The sequence below is a fragment of the Coleofasciculus sp. FACHB-712 genome (genome assembly GCF_014695635.1).
Lineage (GTDB): Bacteria > Cyanobacteriota > Cyanobacteriia > Cyanobacteriales > FACHB-T130 > FACHB-T130.
Map to the genome: position 1 here is coordinate 1 of NZ_JACJOQ010000570.1, position 14,608 is coordinate 14,608.

The window sequence follows — 14,608 nt, forward strand, 5'->3', positions numbered from 1 at the left end:
TACCAGCCAAGGTTCTGCCGCGATCGCATCTTTTTGTAAGCGACTCAACCCCATTGCGGTTGTATCGCCGCTAACACCGCGATTCAGTATTGGCAAACCGAGTTGACGACTCAGGACACTAGGAAAAGCTTCTGTCTTGTCCACCCCATATCCAGAGGCGATGCTATCGCCTAAAACAATAACTTGCTTACCAGCACCCGCTTTAAGGTTTTTGACATCATCGAAATTGTTGCTGCAACTGGTAACAACCAGTAGGGAAGCAAACAGCAAACTAAAGAACCACACCCATCGGCGTTTTTTCATCTGGGAAAGAGCGATCGCTACTTTGAAACTCTCTCAATTTTGGCAGCAGAATTTATAAATGCGATTGCATCAGCCCCAAAAATGCTCTCGGAATAGATTTCTGGAGTTATACAGGCATAAAGCCTGCCTGCGTGGGTTTCAAATAGTCCGCGCAGGCGGACTTCGTTCATATAGCCGCGATTTATAATCGCCGGGGTTATTTTTGGGCTATAACTGACTAAAACTTGACCTTAACCTGTAATTTATGGAACCTGTGACACTGACTGCTGTTGCTACTGCGATCGCTACCTTGGTGGCAACTAAGGCATTGGAAAAGACGACTGAAAACCTGACAGATAAGGTATTTGAGAAAAGTGGTAAGTTGCTAGTGCTACTCAAGAGCAAGTCTCCAAGTACAGCAAGGGACATAGAATTAGCACCACAGCAGCCTTTGGATTATGGTCAAGCGGTTCTTGAGTTAGAAGCAGCAGCAAAAGACCCTGAAGTTACTGAGGCTATTTGGGAAGTGAAAGCAGCAGCAAATCAAGATCCAAATCCGAAACTTGCCGCAGAAGTTGAAGCTGTAGTGAATCGCCTCCAGTCTCAGCCGTCAATTGTCAACAACTTTGCGAAATTAGCAGAGGAGATAAAAGCAGAAAAAGGTGCAATGGTTGCCCAATCCATCACAATTGAGCAACAAACTAATCACTACATTTGACTACATTCGCCCGACGGGGAGATGCGGGCAAAGTTACCTCCCATCAGTTGGCGCGGTATCTGCGAAAATCGTCTCGAAAACCAACAGCGTCTCCTAAATAATCCTCTCACCTGCGGAAATCAGCCTGATTTCTACGTGCCGCTAGGATTGGTGGAACCAAAGCCGAAAGAGGAAATTCGACACGGGTGTGATGTATCGCCAGAGGAGGGTTCGCGGTTTTATCAACTCGCAGAGACACAAATCACCAAGACTTATAACCAGCCAAACGAGTTTTTTGAACAAGTCTTGCGCCAAGGGCAAAGCAAAAATAGTCAGGGACGGCGTTTGGCAATTACTGGCGAACCGGGTGCGGGGAAAACCACCCTTTGCTACCAGATTGCCAAGTGGATATTAGAGCAAAATCTGGGCGTGCCGATTTTGATTCGCCTCGCGGATATTGGCAGCAAACCTCTGGGAGAGTTTTTGCTAGAAGATTGGCTGCGCCATGCTGCAAGGAAGCTGAAAGCTGCACCCCTGGAATACTCAACAGCGTTTGAGGAATTGCTGGAAAGTGGCGATGTGTGGCTGCTGTTGGATGGGGTGGATGAAATGGCTGTTCCTTCTCCGTTGGCAGCAATTAATCGGCAGTTGGCGGAGGGTTGGGCAGATAAGGTGCGGGTGGTGCTAACCTGTCGTCTGAATGTCTGGGATGCAGACAAAAACGTCCTGCGGGATTTTGATGTTTATCGCAATCTGGATTTTAATGATCCGCAGGTTAAGGAGTTTATTCAAAAGTGGTTTGCAGATAACCAGCAGTGCGAGGGTTTGCTGCAAGAGTTAGAAAAACCTAACCAGCAACGTATTAACGATCTCGTCAAAAATCCGCTCAGGTTAGCGTTGTTGTGCCGCACTTGGAAAAAGGGAAGCAAATTGCCCGAAACTAAGGCAGGACTTTATCAGCGATTTGTGGAAGCTTTCTACAATTTGAAGGATGAGTTTGCAATTGAGCAATCACAACAACAGCAGCTAACTCAGGCGTTGGGAGAACTGGCACTGAGGGCGCTAGATGGCGAAGACAAAGACACGAAAACCGGAGAGGTTTTATCTAGGTTTCGGCTGCGGCAATGCCTTGTGGATCGGGTATTCAAAGATCGTCCCGATTTGTTGGAATGGGCGCTAAAGCTGGGATGGCTAAATCGAGTGGGATTGGCATCAGCAGAGGAAGAAGATTCGGATCGCGCAGTTTATGCTTTTTTCCATCCCACGTTTCAGGAATATTTCGCAGCATTGGCTGTTGACGATTGGCGCTTTTTTCTGAATCACGTTCCCCACAATCCGCCACAGGGAAATTACCGCATTTTTGAGCCGCAGTGGAAACAGGTTATTTTGCTGTGGCTGGGGCGAAAGAATGTAACAAGTGCAAAGAAAGAAGAGTTTGTCCAAGCTTTAGTAGGCTTTGATGACAAGTGTATAGGCTTTTATCAATATCGCTCGTACTTTCTAGCAGCAGTAGCAATTTCAGAGTACGTTGAGTGTAGCTTTACGGATGAGATTGTCAATCAACTTATTAAATATGGCTTTAGTTGCTCTGACTGGGAACAACAAGAGCGCTGGACAGTTTATAATCACCCAATTGCAGAAGAAGCCAGAGCAGTACTTGTAGAGACTCATGGTAAAGCAATTATAGCTCTAATCGAACTACTAAATAACAGCCAAGAACATTGGATCTGTATGCAAGCTGTAAAAATCTTAGGACAGATTGGTATTAACAACTTAAATGCTATCAACACTCTGATTTACTTACTACAGACTACCCAGAATTCAAGTATACGACATCAAACCGTCCAATCATTGGTTCAGATTGCCAACAACAATTCTAAAGTAATTGCAGTTTTAACAGAGCTGCTACGGTGTAGCCAAGATGAGGAAAATTGTCTGTTTTTTGCTTGGGGCTTAGGTAGAGTAGACTCAGGTAACTTGCAAGCAATTACAGTCTTAACTGACCTGATGTGCAATAGCCCAAGAGAGAGTAATCGCCTCAGAGCCGCAAGTAGTTTGTGGCATATTGATCGTGGTAATCATAATGTAATCGAAATTTCTCTTGACCTATTGATCAATAGCCAGGGTGAGGGTACTCCTTGGCTGGCTGCCGAAATTATAAAAGAAATTGGTGCTGGAAGCCAGGATGTAATTGATACTTTAGTTAAGGTTCTGCGTACCAATAATGATGAATGTATTCCTTGGCAGATTGTTGGAGCGCTATCACGTATTGCTCCTGGTAACTCAGAGCTTATTGAAATTCTAGGTAGCTGGCTACATGAAGAGCGAAGTGAGTACGACAAAGTTTGGATTGCTAGTAATTTGTTAGAAATTAGCCCTGCTTATTCTGAAGCAATTACTACTCTAAAATATCTGATTTCACCAGTTCAGGATGAGTATATCCGTCAGCTAGCGGCAAATAAGTTGGTTAGGATTTATCCTAACGACTCAGAGGCAATTGCTGTATTAACCGATTTACTACAGACTACTCAGGAGAATTCCAATCTTCTTCGGCTTATTCAAGAAATAGATGAAATTAGTAACGTTAGTATAGAATTAACGCCTCAATTAGTCACATTATTAGATACTACTAAAGATAATAATATTATTTTGAATGTTGCAGTAATCTTGGGAAGAATCCAACCTGGAAATTGGAAAGCAATTAGTACTATGATTTACCTGCTTCAAACTAGCAAAGATTTAGGTTGGCAAATTGTTAGAAGCTTAAAGGAAATCCCGATGAGTGATGTTTCTCCCTTCATAGTCGCACACTTAAAAGAATACCTAGAACAAGCCTATAAAAATGACTTTGAACGCTTCTGGAACTTTTATGAAGTCATGTGGCATTGTGCCCAAAATATGACTTACGTAGACTTTTACCAAGCTTGGCACAATCCAACTTCCGCCCATCCAGAAATTCAAGAAACCATCGTTGTTGATTCCCAACCCTCCACGCAGCGCCCCAACTTAGTTAATTTACCCCAACTTCTCAATACAGCGATCGCTAATAACTCCAACCTTAACGACACCATTCACCTCATTTGTATCGACAGCAGCAAATTTGAAAACCCCGATAACCCCGCCTCGGAAATTTACGCGGAGATGGTAATGCAAGGTTTTCCCGAACGTCAGAATGGGGAACCGGAAACTATGCAAGCTCTCAAAGTTTATTGTCAGCTAAAATGCCAAGGCGTTTTCCTAATTTTTTACGAAGATACAAGCGGCGAAACACCCCAAGGTTTCAGTCCAACTTTCCTCTCATCTCTAAGCAAATTTGTTAACGCAAGGAGAATTTGTGTAGTGAGCGAACAGCCTTGTAATCTCCAAACATTCTCTCCCACTCAGCCGAATTTAGTTGCCGATATTGTGAGTTGGGTTCGAGAGAAAATGATGGAAGAATAAAGCGCGCTTCCTCCTCCTCAACCCGCTATTAAACTTCCTCTTTATATCAATTCACTCAGGCTGCTTGTGATGAGTTGCCAAACCCGCAATAAAAGCCCCCACAACCATTCCTCCCCACAAGCCGCTGCTGCTGCCTTGCATATAAGCTCCCGGCATCATCCAAGCTTGGCACGCTGTCTTGAATGCTGCGAATTCCAAGGTATTTTTTGTCATATTTTCGCAGCGTTGGTTATCAGCCAATAACTTAATTTGTACCCCCATGTAAGCACCGAAACAACCCGATGCTAACGCCATAAAAGTACAAATTAACATACGTTTTTTATTCATGGCTAACAGCTAATGGCTAATTATTTGGAATGGTTAATGATATCAAATCCCGTTTAATCCCCACAATTTTCCGGAACCCCACCCCGCCAGAGCCTGCGTCTCCGGCTCCCCTCCCCGCTTGCGGGGAGGGGCTGGGGGTGGGGTTCTTTTATGGACAATTCAACAGATTTGATCTGACTGATTAGCCATCAACCATCAACCCGTGTTCCGCATCCCGGCGGCAATCCCGTTAATCGTTAACAGCGCCCCGCGTAGCAATTCGCCTTTACTGTAACGAGAATGGACGACACCAGACGCTGCTTGCTTGCCATGTTGACGCAGGCGTTTTAGTAGAGAAACTTGCAAGAAGCCCAGAGGGACAATCGTGCCGTTGCGTAGCTGCACAGACCTTTGCAGGACTGGATCGCCATCCAACAGCCGTTTGTGACCCGCAATCGTAAGCACTAAATCGCAAGTGAGGTGAAACTCGCTCTTGATTTGCTCAAACAAGGCTTCAAAGCGATCGCGATCTTCCGGGTGGGATAACTCCCGCACGTAGTGGTGAGCAATCTGCAAATCGACTTTCGACAAGGTCATTTCTGCTTTAGAAATCGCCATCTTGAAGAAAGGCCACTTGAAATAGAAATAACGCAGCAGCTTCAGATTTTCTTCGGGTTCTTCGTTCAAAAACTCTTGCAATGCTGTCCCGACGCCGTACCAACTCGGCAGCAGGAAGCGCGTTTGCGTCCAGCTAAACACCCAAGGAATTGCCCGCAGACTCGCCAAATCCTTTTTACCGCCGCGACGGGCAGGACGAGAGCTGATTTGCAATTGGCTGATTTCTTCGATGGGGGTCACTTGGTGGAAGAAATCGACTAAATCCGGTTGCTCGTAAATCAAGGCGCGATAGTGGGCACGCGATCGCGTCGCCAACTCTTCCATGATTTCGTTCCACGGCTCAATATCATCAAACCCGGTTCGCAGCAAGCTTGCCTGAATCACAGCGGTTGTCACCGCTTCCAGGTTGTACAGAGCTAATTCTGGCAACGAGTATTTAGAAGCCAGCACTTCCCCCTGTTCAGTAATTTTGATCCGCCCATTGATACTATGACCGGGTTGAGCCAGGATCGCTTCGTAGGCAGGGCCGCCGCCGCGACCGACCGAACCGCCGCGCCCGTGGAAAATCCGTAAAGCGATGCCGTACTGTTCGGCGATTTTTTGTAGCACTTTCTGAGCTTTATGGATTTCCCAGTTACTGCTCAAGAAGCCGGAATCCTTGTTGCTGTCTGAGTAACCCAGCATCACCTCTTGCAGGTTATAGGTTGGAGATTCCAAGTTGGTAGGTTGGTTTGAATCCTCAACCTTTAACGCTTGCGAATCTTTAACGTTTTCGTAGCCTCCCGCAAGACAAGCGCGATACAAAGGCAGTTCAAACAAATCTTGCATAACTGCGGGTGCCCGCTTCAGGTCTTCCACCGTTTCAAACAGCGGCACCACCATGATGCTGCTCTTTCCGGTAGAGGGGTCATACAGACCCGCTTCTTTTGCCAGCAGCAGCACTTCCAGAACGTCGCTGGCTTCCCGGTTCATGCTGATGATGTAAGTTTGGCAAATTTGAGAACCAAACTCTAGCTGGAGCTGCCGCAGCATTCGGAAGGTTTCAACGGTTTCGCAAATTTTTTCAGAAAATGGCAATTCTGCTGGAATCAACGGGCGCTTGGTTTGCAGTTCCGTTGCCAGCCACAGCGCACGCTCGGCTTCCGATAGATCGTTGTATGCCTTAGGCAGAATTTGCAGGTATTGGGTTATTTCGTTGAAGGTGTCGGAATGGCGAGTGCTTTCCTGGCGAATATCTAAGTGCGCCAAGTTGAAGCCATAGATTTCCACCTGGCAAATTAAATTTTCCAGATCCCGGCACGATAAACCCGTCTCAATCAGGTTCCGGTGAATCAGCCGCAGTTCTGCTAGAAATTCTTCTCCAGAGCGGTAAACGACGTGAGACTGGCTATCTGAGATTTGCCGATGCAAGTTTTCGCCATCCGAAAGTCGCCGGTTGCGATCGCTGGTATTTTGCAGACGCTGCTGAATGTATGCCAGCTTGAGGCGGTAAGGCTCTTGCCGGTATCGAATTGCCAGATGCTCGTATACTTCTGGCATTTGCGACCGATCCTGCTCTAACGAGTCCAGCAAATCTGGCAAGACATCGCTCCAGTGCAACGACAAGCTGAGCTGATTTGTCAGTTGCCGCAACGATTGGATATACTTCTCCAGCACTAAACCGCGCTGATAGCAAGCGGTTTGCCAAGTGACTTTCGGGGTGACTGAGGGGTTTCCATCCCGGTCTGCCCCTACCCAAGAACCAAACTGGCAGAAGTTGTTTACAGGGGGAGTAAGTCCCGGAAAAGAAGCTTTTAAGGCGCGTTTTAGGCGTTGATGAAGCTGGGGAATCGTATCAAACAACACTTCCTGGAAGTAGTGGAGGGTGTAATCCACTTCATCCAACACGGTTGGTTTAAATTGATGCAATTCGTCGGTGCGCCACCAGAGGCGAATTTCTTCAGTTAATTGCTCGATGCAAGCCTCTGCTTCCCAAGAAGTCGTCAAACCTAAGGCTCTAAATTCTTCTTCTGCCTGGTCTAGCTGTTGCAGAATCTTAGCAATCCGCTGCTGTTTGCCGCGAATCGTATGGCGAACAATTTCCGTCGGGTGAGCGGTAAAAACTAGCCGCACGTCCAGATTGTCAATCAACCGCTGGATTTGCTGCGGAGGCACATTCATCTGGCGCAAATGGGGAAACAACCCGTGGAATGTCCCGGCATTTCGTTTGGCTGTGCCATCGTGGTGCCAGCTCTTTTCAAGCAAATCCGCGCCCGGTCCGCCGTTTTGGTTTTCTTCCTCCATGTCCTCTGGCGACAACACAATGGCGGAGTCCCCATCTCCTTGCAGGCTAGGAAGTTTACGCGGTGCTGCCTCACCAGCAGGAGCGTTGTAGGTAGCACGTCGGGAAAGCTGCTGATCCCGCTGTTCGTAGTGCTGCTCGACGATGTTAATGAGCTGGAAGTAGAGAGCAAAGGCGCGTGAGGCTCGAATCGCTGCATTGAGATCAAGCTTTTCGATCAGCTGAGGCACTGATTCAGGCAATTCTGTTGCCTGTCCTTCTGGCGAACACCTCGATCGAAGTTGATTAAGCAGATCGACCAGTTCCTGACCGCATTCCTGCTGGAGAACAGACTCCCATAAGTCCTCCACCACTTTGAGGCGATGACGTAAAAATAAAGCAGAAGTAGATGTTACCGTCAATGGCTGATCCGTCGATTGCAGTAGGGAACTCATAGAGTCTATTCTCTCTAAAGAAGAATAATCACCTAATTTTAGGGTTTCTAGTCCCAGCAAGTGGTTTACAGCGAACACCAACTGGGTTTTTCCAGAAAAAGGGAGGGGTGCGAACTGACTCTTTCAGTGCTAGACTAACGCCTCGCTTCAAAGACACGCGATCGCGTCCTAGTTGGTCGGCGAGCGTATTTTTATCTACTTTCCGCTACTCTTCCTCATTTTCCCCTTCCTGTGATGTGTTTCCTGGGGTGGGTACGTGGAGAACCGGCAAACGATCGCCCCGAAATACTTCCTCACTATTTTGTCCAATGGCGCATAGCAATTCGCTGACTGCTTTGATGCCTAAAACTCCGAGTAGCATCGGCACCGTGGCTAAACTCAACCAAATTTCGGGCGTTGCAGACGTTGCATTTTCGGCGGTTGACGGTTGCTTTTTGTTAGGAAGAGTTTGCATGGGAGAAGGTCTAGATAAAAACTAATTTCTTTTTAGACAAACAAATAAATGAGGTCAGAATTTAAACAGCACAAGGGGCACTTATCCTTCTAGTTTATGCATCTGAATAATACAGCGATAGCCCCCTAGGGCATAGTAGGAAGGGAACACGCTCCTCAGCGCTACTGTCCTAAGCGCGGGGCGTTCGGCAAATAGCTATGGCAGAAGGGCAATAATTCGGTAGCACCAATGGCAGTCTTGTGTAAGACTACTCAGAATCTAGAAGTAATTGTACAAAGCTTGGGGACGTTCGGAGCGGTTAACGCTTGCTGAAGTATTAAGTATGAAGTATTAAGTATGAAGTATGAAGTGTGAAGTATATCCTGAAATTTTGGTGTTCAACCAATTTTTCATCCTTTGTGACAACCTTTAAGCGCGACTTCCAATCGCAGGGTGCGCCCTCCGGGCTACAGCGTTCATGCTTCATCGTCTTTTCATCTGTTGCAAGTCCAGGGTACTTTCTTTGTGATGTTGGATGCCGATCCGATCGCCTATTTAGAGGGTCAATCCTCCCTCGCCCAGTGGGTTTCCCGCGCTATCGGTCTTCCGGAAGTGCGCCTACGATTTCGCTTACGAGGGAATAACCTGCATATTCTTTGTGAAGGCTCCGAATGTCCGCCTGCTGGACCCGTTGTGAGCCGATTTGTCGAGGCACTGAAGGGGAAGGAAGGGGGAGCTGGGTTCCCCCCGCAAGAAGCTCCCATTGACCAGGTGATTCTTTATGGTCGGAAACTGGGCATCCAGCGCCCAGACTGGATCAAGCAAATTCACCTAGAGCGGCTGCAACTGCATCAGGCGTCAGATGCCGCAGGCGTGGCTGCTGCTGCGACGCCGACGGATGGGCAGGAAATGACCGCCGAGCAAGGAGCAACTAGCGATGCTGACGGGCTGAGAGTCTCCAACCGCAGCCTCGCTCGCTCCGGTCAACCGGAGGCGATCGCGCGTTATCTGAGCGAAACGCTCAGCCCAATGGGAGTCGGCGTCAAGGTCGTGATTCAGACGCTTGGGAGGGAGCCAGGAAGCCGGGGAGCCGGACAGCATCAAGAATTGTCCCCTGCTTCACCAGCGGTTTCCCGTCGTCTGTGGGTACTTTGCGATTCTAACTACAGCACCGATGAGTCGTTGATGGCGGAGCCGGTGGCGGCTCAGTTACGAAATTTGAAGCTGGAAGGGTTTCGGGATGCTGTGATTTGCAGCCAGGTTCGAGGAGAAGCGGCTCCCGATTGGCGGTTGCGGGTGGATCTGACCCCTCCAGAAGAAATGCTCAAGGCTTGGGCGCGTTGGGGAGATATCCAAGCGATCGCCCGCTTGCTAAATCAAGTGTTAAACGCGCAGGAGATGCAAATCTCCGCAGTTTTGAAAGATTCAACGCTGCATTTATTTTGCAGCCAGAAGCTCTTCAAGCAGCTAAAAGCAGCGGTCGACACCGCAGCTGCCACGAGCGATGCGGCTGAGATTGCGATCGCTGCCCCCGATCGAAAAACCGCAACGAGTGCGATCGCTCCCGTTTTAGAGTCTCTGACAACGCAAGGCATTCACGCCGCCACCATTTACGGCGTCGAGACTCACGGTGTAACACCAGTCCCGGAACAAGAAACGCCAATCTGGATTGAATGGCTGAATTTACCTGCGTCCAGAGATCCCGCTTTAGCAGAATCTACTTTGGAATTGGCGCAACGGGGCGATCTGAACGCAATTCAGTTTTTATTACAACGCTTACTCAATCCCGACCTAGACGAGCGATTAACAACGGGTGGCATTCGTTTATCTCTGCGCCGCAAACAAGATTTGTTGCACATCATGAGCGAGGCACTCTCTAGTCCGCAGCAATCTGCCGTCGGGCCACCTGTTGCCAAGTTTCTGCGCGGGTTGGCGATTCCTGGCATTAAAGGGGTGCGAATTTATGGGCGTCGCGCCGGTCACTCCACCCCCTTGTGGCAGATGGGCGTTGATTTCACCCCTCGCAAACGCCTGGTACCGGAAGCAACCCCAGAATTTGCTGCCAGCGATGTTTATCTAGGAGATATCCTCTCTGGCAGTAACGAACCCGTTCTGCGTTCTGATGTCACTAAGGAAGACCTCAAAGCAGCCGCTAGCGCTGTCTCTTTCAAAGTGACTCGAACCATCCAGCAATGGCTATGCGCTTCCCAATTGTTTATTCCCACGGTGGAGATTAAAGACCTTGCACCCGTCGCCTCAGGGAAACTTAGCAATTCCACCTACACCTATTACCAAGGTTTTGTCGTGGCTTTGGTCTGGGGGATGCTGGGATTCTTGCTCACGGTGCAAACGGATTGGTTTCTGTCTGCGATCCTGAAGTCAAAACCACCCATCAATCAAGCGTCAGCGGTCAGCGGCAAATCAACCCTTGACCCGCGAGAACCGATCGAGGATACGTCAGTTCCCTTGCCCCAGATGTCTTTGCAAAAATCTCGTGGTTCAGAGGCTCCTGTCTTCAACTCTGAAGGATTCACTCGCCAAGGAGATATCACGGTAAGGAACGAGGGTGAAAAGTCCCAGCGGAATGCCGCATCAGCAGCAATTTTGGCAGCCGCGCGAAGTTCTAATCCCTCTTTTAATAACCGCCTGTTAGACGAAAAAGTGGCTCTCTACCAACAGATGCTGTTACAAAGACGGGGAGTTCCCCCGGATGTTTGGATAGTCGGCAGTTCTAGGGCAATGCGAGGGGTCGATCCTCAAGCGCTGGAAGAAGCACTGGCAGCGCAGGGATATCCGGGTGTTCAGGTGTTTAACTTTGGCATCAACGGGGCGACGGCTCAAGTAGTAGATTTGATGGTTCGCCAAGTTTTGACGCCAGAGCAACTGCCAAAACTGATTATTTGGGCGGATGGTGCCAGAGCGTTTAATAGCGGGCGGATAGATGCTACCTATAATGCGATCGCTAACTCGCAAGGCTACCAACATCTGCTTGCCGGTACTTTCCCCAAGCAGAATTCAACCCCAGGAAGTCCCAGCCGAACGACGGCGACACCACCGGCTAAAACTCCGGCGACGGCGGATAAAGGAGCTAGTGGTTCCTTAACGCAAAGCTATCAAATGGTTAATAATTGGCTCAATGAAACGCTAGGAACGTTCTCAGCAACTTATCCCCAGCGCGACCAAATGAAAACGCGGTTGCGGGATCTGTATGTTGTTTGGGCAAAACCAGCGAAAACAACTTCTGAGGGAGCTACCGATACTCCCCAAGCATTGACAGCCAGCCAATTTGCCATCGATTTTGATGGCTTCCTTCCCCTCACCGTTCGTTACAATCCTGCCACCTACTACAAGCAATATGCCAGAGTCAGCGGCGACTATGACAGCGATTACTACGCTTTCAAGATGGAAGGCAAGCAAACCCAAGCGCTAGAATCGCTGCTGCAATTTACCCAAGCGCGTCAAATTCCGATTGTTTTTATAAACCTGCCTTTGACCCAAGATTACTTAGACCCAGTACGCATAGAATATGAGCAAGAATTTCAGCGGTATATGCGATCGCAAGCAATCCAAAAAGGGCTGATTTTCCGAGACTTAAATCAGCTTTATCCCACTCAACACGATTATTTTTCCGACCCCAGCCACCTCAACCGCTACGGTGCTTATGAAGTTTCTAACCAGCTAGCCGAAGATCCCATGATTCCCTGGCCTGCTAAATAGGACTGAGTTAAGAGGACTGAGGACTGAGTGAACCAGGAGTGGAATGAGTGCCCAATACCCAAGATGAATTTATCCCGTTCTTTTACTTAGTTCAATTCTTCTTGTTTACCCTTATTTTCCTGCTAAATAGGATTGAATCATGTTAGCGCGGCACGAAGTGCGGACTGAGGGCTGAGTGAGTCAGGAGTGGAATGATTACCGAATACCTAAGATGAATCTCTCTCATTCTTTTACTCAGTTCAATCCTTGTTGTTTACCCTTATTTTCCTGCTAAATAGGACTGAGTCATATTAACGAAGCGGCACGAAGTGCGGACTGAGGACTGAGTCAATCAGGAGTAAAATGAGTGCCCAATATCCAAGATAAACTTCTCTCATTCTTTTACTCAGTTCAATTCTTCTTATTTACCCTCAGTCCTCAACCTTCAGTCCTCAGTCCTCAGCCCTCAGCCCTCAGTCCTCAGTCCTTACTCCTCAGTCTTCAAAAATGACTTTTATCTCTCTTATCTACGGAGTTTTTCTGCTCAGCGTTTTGGGAATTTACTGGTCGTTCCAAAAACAGTCTTTGCAGATGTGGACGTTGCTTGTTGTCAGTCTGGTTTTCTATACCTCGCTGCAAGCACCAACTTTAGTAAATGAGCATTGGCTGCAAATTTTAGCTTCGCCGCAAGTCGCCTATATTCCTTTGTTGATTGCCATCACCTTGATGAACTTCAGCTTAGGTAAGGCAATTGGAGAAAATACAGCATTAGGGATGTACGCGACCGATCCCCATGAAGATTGGCAATTCGATCAAGCGTTTTGGAATCGCCAGCGACTAAAGTTTTTATGGTTGGGGATTGTTCTGAATGTCTTGTTGTTGGTGAGCTTTAAGTATGTACCTTTCTTCTTAAATTCGGTGGCGGGCTTCTATGAACAATTCACCGGAACATCGCTACCCGTTGCCGAAAATAGCGCCAGTTGGGTCAGCACTCACTTAATTGCGCCTTTAGGTTTGAGTTTCTTTTCTTTTGAGTGCATTGCTTATTTAATTGATGTGTATCGTGGTGCCCCAGCGACGGAGCGATTTCTCGATTTTGCAGCTTATAAGTTATTTTTTCCCAAGCTAATTGCAGGGCCAATTACTCGTTATCATCAATTCTCGACTCAGCTCAAAACGCTACAATTTCCAACGCTTAATCAGATTACGGAAGGATTGTGGCTGATTGCCTGCGGTGCAGTTAAAAAAGCGCTTTTGGCAGATCGGCTGGGAATTTTTGTTGATTTGTGTTTTGGTAACTTAGAGCGAGCGAGCAGCGGCGATTTGTGGTTAGCGATCGCTGCCTACGGACTGCAACTCTATCTGGATTTTAGTGGGTACGTAGATATCGCCCGTGGTAGTGCCATCCTCTTAGGCTTCAATCTCCCGGAGAATTTTAATTTTCCTTACTTCAGTACCAGCATTGCTGATTTTTGGCGGCGCTGGCATATCACGCTAGGCGATTGGCTGCGAAACTACCTCTATTTTCCTTTGGGGGGTTCGCGCCAAGGGCTGCGCCGTACCTGCCTGAATTTGCTAATTATCATGTTAATTGCTGGGATTTGGCATGGAGCAGCTTGGGGCTATGTCGTCTGGGGTGCCTATCACGGTCTTGCTTTAGTGGCTCACCGCCTCACAGAGGCCTATTCCCGCCAGTCTGAGAAAGCTAGAAATTGGTGGAAAAGCCCTCCGGGTGTACTGGTTGCGTGGTTGCTAACCCAGTTTATGGTGTTCACATCCTGGATTTTCTTCCGCCTACCGAATCTGAAACAATCCAGTTGGGTGATTCAGCACCTCTGGGGTCAGTCTGCTGATGCCCAGTTTGCCGAAAAAGTCTACGGGGAGGCGCTGGGTGTGAATGCATCTCAGTTAGGTCTACTGCTTTGGCTGCTAGCCGCGTCGATGCTCCTCGTCTATGCCGTTCATCGGGGTCTCAAGTTACAGCTTAATTGGCCTCTGAAGCTGCTGCTGGTGCCATTGTGTTTCTACATTGTCTGGATATTTGCGCCCCAAGGTGGTCTTCCCTACATTTACTTTGATTTTTAGGGCATTACATTAAGCGATCGCCCACTACTCCTGGCTGACACGTCTCGCTTGCGCTCGCTAACCCTACCGCATTCTCAGCCACTCATAAGTAAATGAAATGACAGTGATTCGGATTTATGAACAAAAAAAGACTGGACAAATACGAATAAATGTAAATATTATTAAATACAAGGCGAGACAAACTTCGCCTCATTCATACCGAACCTAGAAAATCCAAAGCACTCATAAAAACATGACCACAACCTTACAAAGACGCGAAAGCGCCAACGTATGGCAACGGTTCTGCGATTGGGTCACATCAACCGACAACCGCCTGTATGTAGGCTGGTTCGGAG

At 48.0% G+C, this 14,608-nt stretch carries 9 protein-coding genes; 5 read left to right on the top strand and 4 right to left on the bottom strand.

Features of this window, described 5'->3' with window-relative positions; all coding sequences use genetic code 11:
• A partial coding sequence (locus tag H6F50_RS20610) for a GDSL-type esterase/lipase family protein (RefSeq protein WP_347277193.1) occupies nt 1–303 on the bottom strand: 303 nt, incomplete at its 3' end.
• Between the two features lie 244 nt (nt 304–547).
• On the opposite strand from H6F50_RS20610, the gene H6F50_RS20615 reads away from it, so the two are divergent.
• Nucleotides 548–1,000: a hypothetical protein gene (locus H6F50_RS20615; RefSeq protein ID WP_190430151.1), complete on the top strand. Its 453-nt coding sequence runs from the start codon at nt 548–550 to the stop codon at nt 998–1,000.
• Between the two features lie 21 nt (nt 1,001–1,021).
• Nucleotides 1,022–4,420, top strand: coding sequence for an NACHT domain-containing protein (locus H6F50_RS20620; RefSeq protein WP_190430152.1), 3,399 nt, complete (start codon nt 1,022–1,024; stop codon nt 4,418–4,420).
• A gap of 51 nt (nt 4,421–4,471) precedes the next feature.
• Here the strand turns inward: H6F50_RS20620 and H6F50_RS20625 are convergent, their stop codons facing one another.
• The 3 genes from H6F50_RS20625 to H6F50_RS20635 all read right to left on the bottom strand — a co-directional run bounded on the left by H6F50_RS20625 (nt 4,472) and on the right by H6F50_RS20635 (nt 8,513).
• On the bottom strand, nt 4,472–4,747 hold the full coding sequence (locus H6F50_RS20625) for a hypothetical protein (RefSeq protein ID WP_190430153.1): 276 nt from the start codon (nt 4,745–4,747) through the stop codon (nt 4,472–4,474).
• A 195-nt stretch (nt 4,748–4,942) separates the two neighbouring features.
• A complete protein-coding gene (gene ppc / locus H6F50_RS20630) occupies nt 4,943–8,059 on the bottom strand; it encodes a phosphoenolpyruvate carboxylase (protein ID WP_190430154.1) in 3,117 nt (1,038 codons plus the stop codon).
• 205 nt (nt 8,060–8,264) lie between these two features.
• Entirely contained in the window at nt 8,265–8,513 is a 249-nt protein-coding gene (locus H6F50_RS20635; RefSeq protein ID WP_190412911.1) for a hypothetical protein, read from the bottom strand.
• Nucleotides 8,514–8,945: 432 nt separating this feature from the next.
• Between H6F50_RS20635 and H6F50_RS20640 the strand changes: the two genes are divergently transcribed.
• The 3 genes from H6F50_RS20640 (at nt 8,946) to H6F50_RS20650 (ending at nt 14,273) form a co-directional block, all read left to right on the top strand.
• Nucleotides 8,946–12,209, top strand: a complete 3,264-nt coding sequence (locus H6F50_RS20640) for a DUF1574 domain-containing protein (protein WP_347277194.1) — start codon at nt 8,946–8,948, stop codon at nt 12,207–12,209.
• 346 nt (nt 12,210–12,555) lie between these two features.
• Nucleotides 12,556–12,699 carry a hypothetical protein gene (locus tag H6F50_RS20645; RefSeq protein WP_190430155.1) on the top strand — a complete coding sequence of 48 codons (144 nt, stop codon included), beginning with the start codon at nt 12,556–12,558 and terminating at the stop codon, nt 12,697–12,699.
• Nucleotides 12,696–14,273, top strand: a complete 1,578-nt coding sequence (locus H6F50_RS20650) for an MBOAT family protein (RefSeq protein ID WP_190430156.1) — start codon at nt 12,696–12,698, stop codon at nt 14,271–14,273. Before H6F50_RS20645 ends, H6F50_RS20650 begins: the two co-directional genes overlap by 4 nt.
• Nucleotides 14,274–14,608: the final 335 nt, after the last annotated feature.

Coding starts and splice junctions, on each gene's coding strand:
- H6F50_RS20615 (WP_190430151.1), top strand. CDS start 548: ATGGAACCTGTGACACTGACTGCTGTTGCTACTGCGATCGCTACCTTG.
- H6F50_RS20620 (WP_190430152.1), top strand. CDS start 1,022: ATGCGGGCAAAGTTACCTCCCATCAGTTGGCGCGGTATCTGCGAAAAT.
- H6F50_RS20625 (WP_190430153.1), bottom strand. CDS start 4,747: ATGAATAAAAAACGTATGTTAATTTGTACTTTTATGGCGTTAGCATCG.
- ppc (WP_190430154.1), bottom strand. CDS start 8,059: ATGAGTTCCCTACTGCAATCGACGGATCAGCCATTGACGGTAACATCT.
- H6F50_RS20635 (WP_190412911.1), bottom strand. CDS start 8,513: ATGCAAACTCTTCCTAACAAAAAGCAACCGTCAACCGCCGAAAATGCA.
- H6F50_RS20650 (WP_190430156.1), top strand. CDS start 12,696: ATGACTTTTATCTCTCTTATCTACGGAGTTTTTCTGCTCAGCGTTTTG.